The 15118-nt window shown below is 74.7% G+C and carries 17 protein-coding genes; 7 read left to right on the top strand and 10 right to left on the bottom strand.

What is annotated here, in order from left to right:
- Positions 1-11: 11 nt before the first annotated feature.
- The gene (locus ABUL08_RS05880; protein WP_350935253.1) at positions 12-905 is read right to left on the bottom strand and encodes a hypothetical protein; all 894 of its coding nucleotides are present in this window, start codon (positions 903-905) and stop codon (positions 12-14) included.
- A 79-nt stretch (positions 906-984) separates the two neighbouring features.
- The gene (locus tag ABUL08_RS05875; RefSeq protein ID WP_350935251.1) at positions 985-1293 is read right to left on the bottom strand and encodes a MazG-like family protein; all 309 of its coding nucleotides are present in this window, start codon (positions 1291-1293) and stop codon (positions 985-987) included.
- A gap of 89 nt (positions 1294-1382) precedes the next feature.
- Here ABUL08_RS05875 and gdhA point away from each other — a divergent pair, with 89 nt between their 5' ends.
- On the top strand, positions 1383-2720 hold the full coding sequence (gdhA, locus tag ABUL08_RS05870) for an NADP-specific glutamate dehydrogenase (RefSeq protein WP_350935249.1): 1338 nt from the start codon (positions 1383-1385) through the stop codon (positions 2718-2720).
- A gap of 163 nt (positions 2721-2883) precedes the next feature.
- The gene (locus tag ABUL08_RS05865; RefSeq protein ID WP_350935247.1) at positions 2884-4254 is read left to right on the top strand and encodes an alpha/beta hydrolase family protein; all 1371 of its coding nucleotides are present in this window, start codon (positions 2884-2886) and stop codon (positions 4252-4254) included.
- A gap of 70 nt (positions 4255-4324) precedes the next feature.
- Here the strand turns inward: ABUL08_RS05865 and ABUL08_RS05860 are convergent, their stop codons facing one another.
- The 5 genes from ABUL08_RS05860 to ABUL08_RS05840 all read right to left on the bottom strand — a co-directional run bounded on the left by ABUL08_RS05860 (position 4325) and on the right by ABUL08_RS05840 (position 9181).
- Positions 4325-4915, bottom strand: coding sequence for a hypothetical protein (locus ABUL08_RS05860; protein ID WP_350935245.1), 591 nt, complete (start codon positions 4913-4915; stop codon positions 4325-4327).
- Between the two features lie 577 nt (positions 4916-5492).
- The gene (locus ABUL08_RS05855; RefSeq protein WP_350935244.1) at positions 5493-6953 is read right to left on the bottom strand and encodes a protein kinase domain-containing protein; all 1461 of its coding nucleotides are present in this window, start codon (positions 6951-6953) and stop codon (positions 5493-5495) included.
- A gap of 25 nt (positions 6954-6978) precedes the next feature.
- The gene (locus tag ABUL08_RS05850) at positions 6979-7827 is read right to left on the bottom strand and encodes an SAM-dependent methyltransferase (protein ID WP_350935242.1); all 849 of its coding nucleotides are present in this window, start codon (positions 7825-7827) and stop codon (positions 6979-6981) included.
- A gap of 109 nt (positions 7828-7936) precedes the next feature.
- The gene (locus tag ABUL08_RS05845; protein WP_377522295.1) at positions 7937-8818 is read right to left on the bottom strand and encodes a helix-turn-helix domain-containing protein; all 882 of its coding nucleotides are present in this window, start codon (positions 8816-8818) and stop codon (positions 7937-7939) included.
- 99 nt (positions 8819-8917) lie between these two features.
- Positions 8918-9181 (bottom strand): DUF397 domain-containing protein, encoded by a 264-nt coding sequence (locus ABUL08_RS05840; protein WP_350935238.1) that lies wholly within the window; start codon positions 9179-9181, stop codon positions 8918-8920.
- Between the two features lie 237 nt (positions 9182-9418).
- On the opposite strand from ABUL08_RS05840, the gene ABUL08_RS05835 reads away from it, so the two are divergent.
- A complete protein-coding gene (locus ABUL08_RS05835; RefSeq protein WP_350935236.1) occupies positions 9419-10069 on the top strand; it encodes a GGDEF domain-containing protein in 651 nt (216 codons plus the stop codon).
- Position 10070: 1 nt separating this feature from the next.
- Here ABUL08_RS05835 and ABUL08_RS05830 read toward each other — a convergent pair whose 3' ends face one another.
- Both ABUL08_RS05830 and ABUL08_RS05825 read right to left on the bottom strand, forming a co-directional pair.
- Positions 10071-11093, bottom strand: a complete 1023-nt coding sequence (locus ABUL08_RS05830; protein WP_350935235.1) for a phosphotransferase — start codon at positions 11091-11093, stop codon at positions 10071-10073.
- A 16-nt stretch (positions 11094-11109) separates the two neighbouring features.
- Positions 11110-11601 carry a type II toxin-antitoxin system PemK/MazF family toxin gene (locus ABUL08_RS05825; RefSeq protein ID WP_350935233.1) on the bottom strand — a complete coding sequence of 164 codons (492 nt, stop codon included), beginning with the start codon at positions 11599-11601 and terminating at the stop codon, positions 11110-11112.
- Between the two features lie 94 nt (positions 11602-11695).
- Here ABUL08_RS05825 and ABUL08_RS05820 point away from each other — a divergent pair, with 94 nt between their 5' ends.
- The 3 genes from ABUL08_RS05820 to ABUL08_RS05810 are packed head-to-tail and all read left to right on the top strand — an operon-like array spanning position 11696 to position 14127.
- The gene (locus ABUL08_RS05820; protein ID WP_350935231.1) at positions 11696-12307 is read left to right on the top strand and encodes a DUF4291 domain-containing protein; all 612 of its coding nucleotides are present in this window, start codon (positions 11696-11698) and stop codon (positions 12305-12307) included.
- Between the two features lie 21 nt (positions 12308-12328).
- Positions 12329-12844, top strand: a complete 516-nt coding sequence (locus ABUL08_RS05815) for an NUDIX hydrolase (RefSeq protein WP_350935229.1) — start codon at positions 12329-12331, stop codon at positions 12842-12844.
- Between the two features lie 53 nt (positions 12845-12897).
- Complete coding sequence (locus ABUL08_RS05810) at positions 12898-14127, top strand: hypothetical protein (RefSeq protein WP_350935228.1); 1230 nt, start codon at positions 12898-12900, stop codon at positions 14125-14127.
- 4 nt (positions 14128-14131) lie between these two features.
- Here the strand turns inward: ABUL08_RS05810 and ABUL08_RS05805 are convergent, their stop codons facing one another.
- A complete protein-coding gene (locus ABUL08_RS05805) occupies positions 14132-14524 on the bottom strand; it encodes a DUF2267 domain-containing protein (protein ID WP_350935226.1) in 393 nt (130 codons plus the stop codon).
- A gap of 217 nt (positions 14525-14741) precedes the next feature.
- Between ABUL08_RS05805 and ABUL08_RS05800 the strand changes: the two genes are divergently transcribed.
- Complete coding sequence (locus ABUL08_RS05800) at positions 14742-15110, top strand: hypothetical protein (protein WP_350935224.1); 369 nt, start codon at positions 14742-14744, stop codon at positions 15108-15110.
- Positions 15111-15118 lie beyond the last annotated feature (8 nt).

Genomic DNA, 15118 nt, shown 5'->3' with positions numbered 1-15118 from the left:
CGACTCTACGCTCAGCCCCCGCCGACGCTCACCGTGTTGGCACCCGTCACCAGGTCGACGTAGAGCCGCTGGACCGCGCGGTCCCAGCCCGGGGAGCCGAGCAGCTCACCGGCCGCCACCCCGTCCCGCCGGTCCGCGCCGACGGCGACCGAACCGGCGCCCGACGCGACCCGCACCCGGACCGGCACTTCGTCCGACACCCGGACCACGAGCTGGTTCACGCCCCCGGTCATCCGCACCGTCAGCGTCCCGGCCGGTGGCGGCAGCCGCAGCTCGGTACGGGTGGCCCCACCGACCAGCTCCACCCCGGCGACCCGGCCGGAGGTGAGGTCGAGCAGCTGGGTGTCGACGCCGCCGACGATCCGCAGCCGCCAGGTGACCCGCGCGTTGAGCAGCACCTCCACGGCGGCCGTCCCGCGTCGGCCCCGCTCCTGCACGCGCAGCCGCACCCGGTCGCCGGAGAGTTCGGCCCGGGGGCTGACGCTCCCGTCCGGCGGGGTGCTGATCCGGTAGAGGTCCTCCCCCAGGTCGGCCGTCCGCAGGCCGAACGTGGTCAGCCCGTCCGCCAGCTCGAAGGTGGCCCGGCGACGCCCGGCCAGCGGGGCGGCGAGCACCTGGTCGGAGGCGGCCTCCGCCCCACCCACGCCGCCGGACTCCGCGCCGTTGGCCACCGCCGGTGGTCGAGCGCCCCCGGAGAAGGCGGAACCGAGCCACTCGGGATGCGACATCGTCGCCGCCACCGCCACCGCGCCGAGGGCCACCACGAGGACGGCGGCGGCGACGAGCAGGCGGGCCGGCCCCGGCCACGTCCGCCCCGCCGACGGTGGCGGGTCCGGGTCGCCCGACACCTCGACCACCGGCTCCGGCCCCGCCGCACGACACGCGTCGTCCCCCGATACCGCCATGCTGATCCCCTTTCGCGGTCCCCCCGGCGGGAGTACGTACCGGAGCCCCGGTCGGATCACTTCGCCGGGCAGGGGCGGGTCAGGTGGCGCGTGCGCGGACCTTGGCGGCGCACGCCGCCAGCACCTCCCGGGCGTCCAGGCCCAGGCTCTCCACCGCGACGAGGGCGGTGAACGCGACGTCGGCCAGTTCCGCGGCGACGTCCTCGCGGCGGTGGGTCACGCCCTTGCGCGGGTTCTGCCCAAGGACGCCGATCCAGGCGCCGGCCACCTCCCCCGCCTCCTCGGTCAGCTTGAGGATCCGACAGGTGAGCTCGGTGTCCCCGCTGCCGTTGGCGGCGTCCAACCACTCGCGCGCGCCGCGTACCGCGTTCCAGATCGACTCGTCCACGGCCACCAGTGAACCGGACGGGGCCGGTGGTCCGTACTCGGACACGTCGGCGGCGACGAGGCCGCCGGATACGAAGGGACGTGTCGGTGATGCCGGAAGCCGTCGAGACGGTGTTCGCGAGCATGGTGCGCCGGAACCCGGGTGAGCCCGAGTTCCACCAGGCCGTCCGGGAGGTGCTGGAGAGCATCGGCCCGGCACTGGCCCGGCACCCCGAGTACGCGGACGCGCGGATCATCGAGCGGATCTGCGAACCGGAGCGGCAGGTCATGTTCCGGGTGCCGTGGGAGGACGACCGGGGGCGGGTCCGGGTGAACCGCGGCTTCCGGGTTGAGTTCAACAGCGCCCTCGGCCCGTTCAAGGGCGGCCTGCGCTTCCACCCGTCGGTCTATCTGGGCATCGTCAAGTTCCTCGGCTTCGAGCAGATCTTCAAGAACGCGCTGACCGGGCTGCCGATCGGGGGCGGCAAGGGCGGCGCGGACTTCGACCCGAAGGGCCGCTCGGACCGGGAGGTGATGCGGTTCTGCCAGAGCTTCATGACCGAGCTGTACCGGCACATCGGCGCGCAGACCGACGTACCGGCCGGGGACATCGGGGTGGGCGGCCGGGAGATCGGCTACCTGTTCGGGCAGTACAAGCGGATCACCAACCGGTACGAGTCGGGGGTGCTCACCGGCAAGGGCCTGTCGTACGGGGGTGCGCAGGTGCGCCGGGAGGCGACCGGGTACGGCGCGGTGTTCTTCGCCGACGAGATGCTCCGGCAGACCGGGGACAGCCTGGACGGCAAGCGGGTGGTGGTCTCCGGCTCGGGCAACGTGGCGATCTATGCGATCGAGAAGGTGCACCAGCTCGGCGGGACGGTGGTGGCCTGCTCCGACTCCGACGGGTACGTGCTGGACGAGAAGGGCGTCGACCTGGCGCTGCTGCGGGAGCTGAAGGAGGAGCGCCGGGGCCGCCTGCACGAGTACGTACGCCAGGTGCCGCACGCGGTGGCGGTCTCCGGTCGTACCGTCTGGGAGGTCCCCTGCGACCTGGCCCTGCCGTGCGCGACGCAGAACGAGATCGGCGGCGCGGAGGCCGCGGCGCTCGTGGCCGGCGGCTGCGTCGCGGTGGTGGAGGGGGCGAACATGCCGACCACGCCGGAGGCAGTACGGATCCTCGGCGAGGCCGGGGTGCGGTTCGCGCCCGGCAAGGCCGCCAACGCCGGCGGGGTGGCGGTCAGCGCGTTCGAGATGCAGCAGAACGCCGGTCGGGAGTCGTGGACGTTCGACCGGTCGGAGCAGCGGCTGCGGGAGACCATGCGGGACATCCACGCCCGCTGCTGGTCCACCGCCGAGGAGTACGGCGTGCCCGGCGACTACGTGGCCGGGGCGAACATCACCGGGTTCCGCCGGGTGGCGGAGGCGATGCTCGCCCACGGGGTGGTCTGACCGGACACTGTGGGCGGACCGGGCGGACCTGACTGACCGTTCGGTCAGCAGGTGATTGACAGCGGTCCACGGCGGGCCTAGTTTCAGGGCGCTACCGGCCGGTAGGCATCCGTCCCGCCTGGTCGCCCCCCGGTGGGCGGCACCCGTCCCCGGGGGAGCAACGATGCTGACCTCAACCACCCGCCTGGTCCGCCGACTGCTCGCCGTCGGCACGACCCTGACCCTCGCGGTCGGGCTCGCCGGCGCCGCGCCGGCCGTCGCCGCCGACCGCGACGGTGACGGCAGCCAGCCGCTGCCGGGCTACACCATCAGCAACCCGCCGCTGGCGCCGCTGGAGATCTCCGGCGCGGCCACCACCGTCCGCCAGGGCGTGCACCGGCACGCCGGCTACATCATCGAGACGCCCGCGAAGTGGAACGGCGACCTGGTGATGTGGGCGCACGGCTACCGCGGCCAGAGCACCGTGCTCTCCCCCGAGCCGCCCGCCTTCGGCCTGCGGCAACGGATGCTGGAGCAGGGGTACGCCTGGGCGGCGTCGTCGTACGCCACGAACGGCTTCGACATCCGCTCCGGCGTCCTCGGCACCAAGGACCTGGCCGACCTCTTCCGCCGCACCGTCAAGCGTCCGCACCGGGTGCTGATGGCCGGTGTCTCCATGGGCGGCTACATCATCGGCCGGTCGCTGGAGCAGTACCCGGGCTACTACGACGGGGCGCTGCCCATGTGCGGGGTGCTCGGCGACCACGAGCTGCTCGACTTCTACCTCGACTACAACCTGGTGGCGCAGGCCCTCGCCGGGGTGCCGGCGTATCCGACGCCCACCGACTACCTGACCAACGCGGTGCCGAGGATCCAGGTGGCGCTCGGTCTCGCCGGGCTCAAGCCGGGCGGCCCGGACACCACCACCGACCTGGGCAAGCAGCTGCGGGCGATCACCATCAACCGCTCCGGCGGTGACCGCCCCGGCGCCGAGGCGTCCTTCGCGGTCTGGAAGGACTTCCTCTTCGCCATCAGCACCACCAACGGCGGCGACTCGCCCGCCCAGCGCCCCGGCCAGCTCGCCACCAACCTGCTGACCCGCTACACCCCGAACAGCCCGGTGAACGTCAACGCCGCCGTCCAGCGGGTCGCCCCGGAGAACCTCTGGCAGCGGCTGTCGCCCACGCTGACCGAGGTGCCGCGGATCAGCGGTCGGCCGACCGTACCGGTACTCACCCTGCACGACCTGGGTGACCTCTTCGTACCGTTCTCGATGGAGCAGGCGTACGCCCGCGACACGGCGTGGCACGGCCGCAGCCGGCTGGTCGTCCAGCGGGCCGTCCGGGCCTCCCAGCACTGCGAGTTCAGCCCGACCGAGGCCGGCACCGCCTGGGACGACCTCACCACCTGGGTACGCACCGGCGACCGTCCCGCCGGGGACGCGGTGGCCGACCCGAAGGCGGTGGCGGCCCCCGACTTCGGGTGCCGCTTCAGCGACCGGGCCGCGTACGCCGCCGGCACCGGCACCCGCCGTCTCTACGCCCCCTGCGCCTGAGGACCGTGCTCATGCCGCTGGCCGGCACCCCGGGGTTCGGGGTGCCGGCCAGCGGCGGTTACTGCTCCGGTCAGCTGTTCCAGTGCTGGGCGACGAGGTCGGCGGCCTGCTGCTCCCACTGCGCGTACGCGTCGGGGTAGGCCGACACCTGCACGGTCTGGGCGGCCTCGGTCAGCGGCATGTCCTGCCAGCCGTCGACCTGCTTCAGACCCTTCTCGAACGCGAGGGTGGAGTATTCGGGGTCGGTGATCTGCTCGGGCGTGCCCCAACCACTGGACGGGCGCTGCTGGAACAGGCCCAGCGAATCGTGATCGTTCTTGTCGCCCAGGTGGCCCAGGTTCTCCAGCTTCGACTCCTGCAGGCTCGTGGCGATCGAGATCACCGCCGCCCGCTCGGGCAGACCGGCCTTCTTCGTGGCGGCGATGATCGCCTTGGCGTTCGACACCTGCTCGTCGTTCAGGTCGATCTTCGACTGCTTGCCCTGGACGCCGTGCGGGATGAGCTTCGACGTGTCGGGCTTGTCGGCCTGCACCGCCGCGACGGGCTTGCTAGCGGTGACCGGGTTGGTGTCGGCGTGGGCGGCGATCGGACCGGCGAACACACCACCGGTGAAAGCCAGACCAGCAATACCGAGAACGCTCTTACGGAAGATCGTGTTCATGGGGGTAGCTCCATTCGGGGGTCGGCGCCTCCATGGGGGTGGAGACGCAAGCACCGTCAGGCGCTCTACACGCAAAAGGGGGAAAGTCTTCGACCGGCTTGGGCTCGCGGGGCGGGGGCCTCTTCGCGGCGCCGGGACCATGTGTAACGACCGGCCGGCCACCCGCATTCCGGGGCCGGGCATCCGAGCGAACTGCGCGTCCACCGGGCCGTGGTACTCGGTCGTACGGTGACTGTAACGACCCGGCCCCCGCCCGCATTCCAGCCTGGGGATGGCCCCGAACCGGACGGTGCACGCGCGCCGGACAATCTCTCCCGTCTGGCCGAGCGGCGCAGGCGGGCCCGGCGGATGGCACGGACGCTACGAACTTGATGGCATCAACGGGTCACCCGAATCAGCCGCCGCAAACCGGACAGAACGGGTCATCCGACCAGCGGCGGACGGTGGCGAGTCACGCGCGACGTACCGGTCGCCCCGTCGGCCCGGAACCGGGCGCGGCACCGGTGGCGGCGACCAACAGACCGGCGAGGGCGACGGGGCACACCGGTGCCCACGGGCCAGCGGGCCCGCCAGCGGTTCAGTCGTCGTTGCGGCCGCCGCCGCGCGCCGGCACGTACGCGTCGAGCAGTTGCTGGAGGCGGGCGGCGGTGTCGCCGTCCAGGCGGCCCCGGTCCGCCGCCTCGGCGACCCGCTCGCGCAGGTCGGCGAGCCGCTTGGCACGGTCCTTCGGCTTGCCCCGGTCCAGCTCGGCGGCCTTCTCCCGCAGGTCCTGGGCGGTCTTCTCGTCGATCTGGCCGCTGGCCCGCGCGTCGGCGAGCACCGCGGCGAACCCGGCGGCCAACTGGCGCAGCGTGAGCGGCCCCGGCCGGGTGGTGGTGGGCGCGCCGCCGGTCTCCGGGGGCGGCGGCGCGGAGGACTCCCCGGTCGGGTCCTGGGCGGGCGCGACGGTGGCCGGGCCGGCGTCCGGCGTCCGACCGGGGCGGTCACCGAGCACGATCGTCCCGACCAGGCCGAGCAGGAGCAGGACAGCCGTCGCGACCAGCACGCCGATCAGGCGGCCCGAGCGGGCCGGCGGGCGCGGCGACACCGCCGGTATCGAGGGCAGCGGCGGCGGGGTCGGGCGGACCGGCGCGGGCGCCCGGTCGATCAGGGTGGGCGGCTGCGCGGGCCGGGCCACGGTGGGCAGAATGGCGGTCGGCGGGTCGGCGGGCTGGCCGGCGCCGAACCGGGTGGCGAGCTGGGCGGCGGTGGGCCGCCGGGCCGGGTCGAGCGCGAGGCAGGCGAGGGTCAGCTCGGCGAGGTCGGCGGGAAGGCCGGGGACGCCCGGCGGCGGCACGGGCGGCCGGCGGGCCTGCACGTCGAGGACGTCCTCCCAGGTCTGCACGGGCAGGGGCGCCCGGCCGGTGAGGGTGCGGTAGAGCAGCGCGCCGAGGGCGTACACGTCGCTGGCCGGGTCGGGCGGGCCGGGGGTCATCCGCTCCGGGGCGAAGTAGGCCGGGGTGCCCATCACCAGCTCGCCGGTCTGCCCGGAGTGCCGCGGCCCGGCCAACGCGGCGATGCCGAAGTCGAGGACCTTCGCGCCGGTCTCGGTGAGCATCACGTTGCCCGGTTTGATGTCCCGGTGCACCACGCCGATCCGGTGCGCGGCGGCCAGCGCGGCCGCCACCTGCCCGGCCACCCGGACGGCCTCCGGCCACGGCAGCGGGCCGGTGGCCAGCCGGTCGGCCAGGTTCCGCCCCTCCACCAGCTCCATGACCAGGTACGGCACGACCGCCCCGTCGGCCAGCGTCGCCTCGCCGTAGTCGTACACCTGGGTGACGTTCGGATGGGTGAGCCGAGCGGCGGCGCGGGCCTCGCGCTGGATGGTCGCCCGCAGCTGCGGATCGGTGGCGAGCTGCGACGCGAGGGCCTTCACCGCGACGGGGCGGTGCAGCACCTCGTCGTCGGCGCGCCACACCTCGGACATCCCGCCGAGGCCGATGCGCTCGCGCAGGACGAACCGGTCGTGCAACCGCAGCTGGGGCGTGAACGGCGACATGGTGGTCCAGTCTGCCTGCCGCCCGTCAGGGTTTGCGGGCCACCCCGCCGTACATGCTGACCTCGACGACGGAGGGGCGCGGCTGCGGCTCCGTCCCGGCCCGCCACTCCGCGACCGAGCTGATACCCGGCTCGATCAGCTCCAGGCCGGTGAAGAAGCGGGTGAATTCGTCCCGGCTGCGCAGGTTGATGATGCCGTGCGGGCCGCCGCCCCGGGCGGACGCCTTCGCCTCCTGCGCCAGGTGCGGCGGGAGGTAGTCGTGGGTGGCGTGCGACGCGGCGAGGTAACTGCCGGCCGGCAGCGCGTCGAGCAGCCGGGTGACCGCGGCGTACGGGTCGTCGGCGTCGGGGACGAAGTGCAGCACGGCGACCAGCATCAGCCCGACCGGCTGGGACAGGTCGAGGGTGCGCCGCAGGTCGGGGTGGCTGAGGATCTTGTCCGGGTCGCGCAGGTCGGCGTCGATGTAGGCGGTGGCGCCCTCGGCGGAGCTGGTCAGCAGGGCCCGGGCGTGGGCCAGCACGATCGGGTCGTTGTCGACGTAGACCACCCGGGACGCGGGGGCGATGCCCTGGGCCACCTCGTGGGTGTTGTTGGCGGTCGGGATGCCGGTGCCGACGTCGAGGAACTGCCGGATGCCGGCCTCGCGGGCGAGGTGGCCGACCGCGCGCTGCAGGAAGCGCCGGTTCTCCAGGGCGCTGATCCGGATGCTCGGGAAGAGTTCGGCCATCCGGTCGCCGGACTCCCGGTCGGCGGCGAAGTTGTCCTTGCCGCCGAGCCAGTAGTTGTAGCGGCGGGCGGGGTGCGCCACCGAGGTGTCGATCCGGTCGCTCGGGTGGACGGGGTCGGTCGCGGTGTCGGGAACTTCGGTGGTCAAGGGTGCCTCCACGACTCCGCGTCACCCGCGCCGGGCGACGACCGTCCACTGTCCTCGATTCGCGCTCATGGTAGTGCCCGGCCCGGGGTGGTGGCGGCCCCGGGACCGGTCACTGCGGGTAGTGCTCGGCGAGGATCCGGCCCAGGATCTCCGCGGTCCGCTCCGGCGGCTCGGCCTCCACGCAGAGGCGCTCCATGGCCAGCGCGTAGTAGTCCAGGTCGTCCCGCTTGTCGAGGTAGATCGCGCTGGTCAGCTGCTCGATGTAGACGATGTCGGGCAGGTCCTGGTCGCCGAAGCGCAGGATGGTGAAGGCACCGCCGGCCGCGGCGTGGCCGCCGGCGTCGAAGGGCACGATCTGCAACCGTACGTGCGGTGACCTGGTCGCCTCGATCAGCGCGGTCAACTGGCCGCGCATGACCTCCGGGCCGCCGATCGGGCGGCGCAGGGCGGCCTCGTCGACGACCGCCCAGAGTTGTGGCGGCCGGGGACGGCGCAGCAGCTCCTGACGTTCCACCCGCAGGCTCACCCGCCGCTCGATCTCCTCGGGCGGGGCGGCGCGGTGGCCGAGGAGGATCACCGCGCGGGCGTACTCCGGGGTCTGCAGCAGGCCGGGCACGAACTGCACCTCGTAGGTGCGGATCAGCGCGGCGGCGGCCTCCAGCCCCAGGTACGACTGGAACCAGCTCGGCAGCACGTCGCCGTAGCGGTGCCACCAGCCGGGGCTGTTCGCGTCCCGGGCGAGCTTGAGCAGCGCCGCCCGCTCGTCGGTGTCGGTGACGCCGTAGAGGGTGAGCAGGTCGGCGACGTCGCGTTCCTTGAAGCCGACCCGGCCCAGCTCCATCCGGCTGATCTTCGACTCGGACGAGCGGATCTCCCAGCCGGCGCCCTCCCGGGTCACCCCGGCGCCCTCGCGGAGCCGACGCAGCTGCGCCCCGAGCAGCATGCGCAGCACGGTCGGACCGGTGGCCGGACCGCCCTCGCCGGGAACCATCGTCACGTGCCGTCCTTCGCATGCCGGGTGGCGGGCCGGACGCCCGACGCGTAAGCATGCCATGAACCGACAGTGAGGTGAACTGTCCGGACGGCCGAGTCAGTCCCGTCGACGGGACCGCGTGTCGGGGAGCAGGTGGTCGAAGTCGCCGTCCCGCGCGCCCAGCACGAAGGCCGCGATCTCGTCCACGGTGTAGATCAGGGCCGGCCCCTCCGGGTGGCGCGAGTTGCGCATCGCGATGCCCGCGCCGTCGGGCAGTTCGGCCAGCTCGACGCAGTTGCCGCTCGGGTTGCTCCGGCGGCTCTTCTGCCAGCGGAGCGACGGAAGCTGACTGGCGGGTACGCCGTTCTCGGGCTGTTGCATGGGGCGTCTTTCTGCGCGAGAGCCGGCCGGTGCCGTGGGAGGAGCGGTGGCGGCGACTCAGGGGTGGTCGGTCGATTCAGGACCGGATGCACGTGCATCTGCTATTGCATCTGCATTGGACAGCGAGCATGATAACCGAACGGAACCGTGTACCCATCCGCTCACTGTGGGTCACCGTGCCCTGGTGGCCACCAGGGCCGACACGGTCAGGCCGACGGCTGGGGTGAGGGAGGGCTCGTGCCGGATCCGATGACGTTCGCGTCCGGCGTCTCCGCCGCCGGTGCCCTCGTCTCCGCCTGGCAGTTGCGCCGCCGCGCGTTGCGCGCGGAGGCCGAGATCGATCTGCTCCAGGCCGAACTGGCGGCCGAACGGCACGCGGCCAGCCACGACCCGCTGACCGGGCTGCCCAACCGGCGGGCCTTCTACCGGCTCGCCGGGACCCTGCTGACCAGCTCCGCCGGCACGCCGCTGATCGCCGTCGTGCTCGACCTCGACGACTTCAAGCTGGTCAACGACCGCTACGGGCACGCCGCCGGTGACCAGGTGCTGATCAGCGTCGCCCAACGCCTGGCGGCCTTCGCCGGTGACAACCTGGTGGCCCGCCTCGGCGGCGACGAGTTCGCCGGCCTGCTGGTCAGCCCGACCGTCGACCGCCGGTGGATCGAGCGCGCCACCCGCCGGCTCTGCGAGGCCCTGGCCGCGCCGATCTCGCTGGGCACCCGGTCGGTGCAGGTCACCGCCTCGGTCGGGCTCGCCCCGGTGCACCATCCGACCCAGCTCGCCGAGGCGCTGTGCCGCGCCGACGCGGCGATGTACGAGGCGAAGAGCGTCGGGTCCGCCCGGGCCGCCCGCCAGCTCGTGGACACCCCGTACCTGGCCGAGTGCTGAGTCAGCGGCCCAGGTCGCGCATCGCCCGACGGGCCAGGCTGAGCAGCCCCACCGGCGACACCAGACCGTCCACGATCGACAGCGCGCGGACCCGGTCCGCCTCGGGCAGCGCGGGATCGGCCACGTCGGCGGCCCAGCTCCACATGTCGTCCAACGCCCGCACGCCCAGGTGGTACGCGAGCCGGAGCGGGTCCGGGCGTACCGGGCCGTAGCCGGCCAGGAAGGCGGCCTCGTCCACCCCGGACGGAGGCGCGAAGGCGGGACCGCCGCCCAGCACGAACATCAGGTCCCGCTCGCGGGGCGCCAGCACGGCGTCGTCCCAGTCGATCAGCCAGACCTGCCCGTCCGGACCGAGCAGCAGGTTGCCCAGGTGGGGGTCGCCGTGGCAGACCACCAGGTCGGCCGGTCGGGCCCGCAGCCGGGCACCGAGCCGGTCCACCTGGTCCAGCAGGGTCGCCACGTCGGCGGCGACGGCACGCCAGCGGGCCGCGACCCGCCGGGTCCACCCGTCGGCCGTCCGGTCGTCCACGCCGCGCAGCCGTTGATCCGTCCGCCGGGTCGCCGCGCCGACCGCGGTGTGCGTGTGGTCCTCCCGGGGCAGGTCGGCCAGCTCACCGGTGACCGGGGTGGCGTGCGTCGCGGCCAGCACCGCGCCGTACCCGCGCCAGTGGGCGGGACGCAGGTCGCCGGCCGGCGCCCGCTCGTCGGAGACCCAGGGCGCCACCGAGAGCCGCCGTCCGTCGCGGAGCGCGTACACCCGGCCGTCGCGGGTGCGGCGCGGGGCGACGATGCCCGGCACGCCGCGCCCGGCCAGCCGGGCCGGCACCAGCAGACCGGTCGGGCTGCCGCCGCCGGAGAGCTTGACCGCCCAGGCGGCGCCGTCCCCGGTGGTCGCCCGCCAGAGTCGGGCGGTGGGGTCCGCGCCGAAGCCGACCGGCACGGCGGAGACCAGGGTCAGCCCGAAGTCCGCGGCCACCCAGGAGGCGATCCGGTCGTCGACGGGGACGATCGGGTCACCGGTCACGGGCACACCGCCGGGATCAGCGCCAGCCGTAGCCGGCGCGCAGGGCCTGGCCGACCCGGTCGAAGCGGGGCCGGTCCAGCACCGCCCCTTCGCGCCGGATGCTGTCCTCACGCATCGTGAGGACCCGGTCGAGGCGTACCCAGCTCGGCCGGTTGTCCCGGTCCCAGGAGCCCGGTCCGAGCGCCAGCCAGTGCCGCTGCCCGTCCCGCTCGCTCTGGCTGGAGAGCATCAGCCCGAACAGGGTCCGGCTCTGCCGGCCGACCACCAGCACCGGGCGGTCCTTGCCCTGGCGGGGGTCGTCCTCGTACGGGACCCAGGTCCAGACGATCTCCCCCGGGTCCGCCTGCCCGTCCAGCTCCGGGGCGTACGCCAGCTCGCGGCGCTGCAACGCGCTGACCTCGCGGCGCCGCGCGACCTGGGCCGGGATCGGGCCCGGGCGGGCCGGCGCGGTCGCGCCCCCGGTGAGCCGACCGAGCCGCGACGCCACATTTCTCAACAGACCTGCCACGGCGGGCAGCCTATCTTCCGACGCCGTCGACGGCCGCCCGCCGCCCGGGCGAAAAGCGGTGGAGCGGACCCGGGGCGACCGACACCATCGGCGGGTGACCGTTCCTGCCCGACAGATCCGGGCCACCTTCACCACCGACACGATCACCGTCTACCAGGCCTATCCGTCGGAGGTCGCGGAGGCGGCACTGGCCGCCGGGCGCTTCGTGCCGCCCTTCAAACGCGAGCGGATGACCTGGATCAAGCCGTCGTTCCGCTGGATGCTGTACCGCTGCGGCTACGCCGCCAAGCCGGGTCAGGAGCGGGTGCTGGCCGTCCGGATCAGCAGGGCCGGTTTCGAGTGGGCGCTCGCGAACTCCTGCGCCAGCGGCTACGACCCCCGCCTGCACACCGACCGGGCGGAGTGGAGCCGTCGGCTGCGCCGCAGCCCGGTCCGGTGCCAGTGGGACCCCGAGCGGTCACTACGCCTGGCCCCGCTGCCGCACCGGTCGCTCCAGGTCGGCCTCTCCGGCGCGGCCGTCGACCGGTACGTCGACGACTGGCTGGTCGACCTGACCGACGTGACCCCGCTGGCCCGGACGGTCCGCGAGCGGCTCGCCGCCGGGGACGAGGCCGGGGCGGCGGCGGTGGTCCCCGTCGAGCGCCCCTACCCGCTCCCCGCCGAGCTGGCCCGGTCGATCGGGGCGAGCGTGCCCGAGCACGGGTAGCGTGACGGGCGGAGGAGAACCATGAGCGAGCTGCCCCGGGACCTGCCCGTGTGGGAACGCCGCGCGGTGCGGCTGGTGGTGCGCGACCGGGCCGGGCTGGTCCTGCTCTTCCACACCCGCGACCCCGACCATCCCCGGCTGGGCACCTGGTGGGAGCTGCCGGGCGGCGGCATGGACCCCGGTGAGACGTTCGCGCGGACCGCGCTGCGGGAGCTGCGTGAGGAGACCGGGTTCGTGGTCACCGCCGCCCAGCTCGGCCCGCCGTCGTGGCGACGCCGGGCCAGCTTCGTCCACCGCCAGTCACGGCACGTCCAGGACGAGGTGGTGCTGACCGTACGCCTCGACGCCGACGCGCCCGACGTGGACGGCACGGACCGGTTGGACTACGAGGTGGAGGACTACGTCGGCTTCCGCTGGTGGCCGGTGCCGGAGATCGTGGCCGGCCGGGAGCGGTTCTATCCGGGCCGGCTGCCCGAGCTGCTGCCGTCGTTCCTGGCCGGTGAGGAGATCGACGAGCCGTTCGAGCTGTGGTCGTGACCCGACCCGGCGCTGGACGTGCCGAGCGGGCGGCCGATGGGCAGAGTGGAGCCATGAGCACCCTCCAGGACTCCCTCGCCCGGTACGCCGCCCGCCTGCACGCCGCCGCCGGCCCCGGCCACCACGTCGCCTCCCCGCTCGGCGCCTGGCTGCTGCTGGCACTCTGCGCCCCGGCGGCGACCGGCGCGGAGCGGGACGCCCTGGCCGACGTCCTCGGCACGGCACCGGCGGACGCCGCGGCGCAGGCCGCCGCGCTGCTGGCCGAGCCGCACCCGCTGGTGCCGGCGGCGACCGCCGTGTGGCAGCGGGCCGGGCAGGGGCCGACCGACTGGCAGGCCGCGCTGCCCCCGCAGACCGCGACCGGTCCCCTGCCCGATCAGGCGGCGCTCGACGAGTGGGCCCGCGAGCACACCCTCGGCCTGATCGACCGGTTCCCGCTGCGGCTCACCCCACAGGTGGTGCTGGCGCTGGCCAGCGCCGTGGCCACCCGGATCTCCTGGGCCACCCCGTTCGACGTCACGCCGGCCGCCGACCTGGGACCGGAGAGCCGCTGGGCCGGCACGCTGACCCGGGTGCTGCGCAGCCCCGCCCGCGGGCACCGCGGCTGGATCGCCGCCGACGGGGCGGCCGGGGACGTGATCGTGCACCTCGCGCCGGCCCGCGCCGAGTCGGGTGCCGGGCTGGCGGTGGTGTCGGTGGCCGCGGCGCCGGACGTCGACCGGGCGGCGGTGCTGGCCGCCGCCCACCGGCTGGCCACCGGCGCGGTGGACGGGACGGACGTGGACCGGCGGTCCCTGTTCGACCTGCCGCTGGGCGGGACGGCGCTGTGGGAGCTGCGGGAGGAGCGACTGCGCACCCGGGCGACCGGTGGCCGCGAGGAGCGGCACACGGCGGTGCTGCCGTGCTGGTCGGCGCGGAGCGAGCACGGGCTGACCGGCCCCGGCCTCGGGTTCGACGCCGCCGGTCGGGCGCTCGCCGGCCGGCTGGGCGTGGCGGGGGCCGAGGTGGAGGCGCGGCAGAGCGCACTGGCCCGCTTCGGCCGGTACGGCTTCTCCGCTGCCGCTGTCACCGCCGCGCTCGAGCTGGTCAGCTTCGCCCCGCCGGGGGTGGCCCGGACGGCGGAGCTGCGCTTCGGCCACCCGTACGCGGTGGTGGCGGTGGCCACGGACCAGCGGCGGGACGGGGCCGGGGCGTGGCACGGGGTGCCGGTCTTCTCCGCCTGGGTGGCCGAGCCGCAGGAGCCGTCGGCGGACGACCTCGCCGACCCGCCCGAGGCCGACTGACGGCTCAGACGTCGCCGGGGCGCGGGATCGGGTCGACCATCGCGTCGAAGCCCCGCGGCAGCTGCGCCACCATGTCCTCGAACTCGCCGACGGTGACCGCCTCGCGCAGCGTGGTCAGCACCGCCCGTACGCCCACCTCGGCGACGGCCGGGTCGACGCCGGCCCGGTGGGCCACCCGGAACAGGAACTCGACCGAGCCCCCGGTCGGCGGGTCACCGGGAGGGGCGGCGAGGTAGCCGCTCAGTTCGTCGGGCAGTTGGGCGGCCAGGTCCGCCGACTCGCCGCCGGTGACCCGCTCGGCGAGGGTCTGGAGCACCGCGCGGGAGATGGTGGCCGCCTGCTCGGTGGGGAGTTCGGCACGGCGGGACACCGCCTCGACGAACCGGGGAAACCGCACGTCGCACTCCTGTCCTCACCGGCCCCGGCCACACTCCGGGACCGGCGACGGTTACCCGCGCCACCCGTCGGCAAACGGCCGGCGGGAGGGTTGCGGGTCGGCCGCCGGGCGTACGCCCGGTGGCTTATCCGGACCCGGCCGCTGCGCCGTCGGCGGTAGCCGGGCTGACGCGTCCGCGGTGACGCCCGAGCGGTGTCCGGCGGCGGATGCTGCGTCCATGAGGGACAGGGCACGCACGTACACGATCCTGGGTCTGCTCGTCGGTGCCGTCGGCATCGGCGTGCTCCGGGCGGCGGGGGTGGAGTTCCCCGTCGCGATCCCGCCGGGGATCGTCATCCTGTTGGCCGGCGCACTCGTCGTCGGCCTGGGCCGCCGCTGGTGGTGGTCCCCAGCGGTGGGGGCCGCGCTGGGGCTCTTCGTGGCCGTCGGCTGGGCGGTCAGCCCCACCGGCTGGGGCAACCTGACCGGCCGGGCGGGCGCCGCCGTGGCGGCCGGTCAGGCTCTCCAACTGGTCGGGGTGCTCACCGCGCTGGTCGCCGGGATGGTGGCGACGGCGGCCGGCCGCCGCAGGCACGCGGCGGCGTGACCGGCGCC

This window comes from Micromonospora sp. CCTCC AA 2012012, assembly GCF_040499845.1.
GTDB lineage: Bacteria > Actinomycetota > Actinomycetes > Mycobacteriales > Micromonosporaceae > Micromonospora > Micromonospora mangrovi.
Note: the sequence above shows the minus strand (reverse complement) of the source record. Positions and strands in the feature narration are given on the sequence as shown.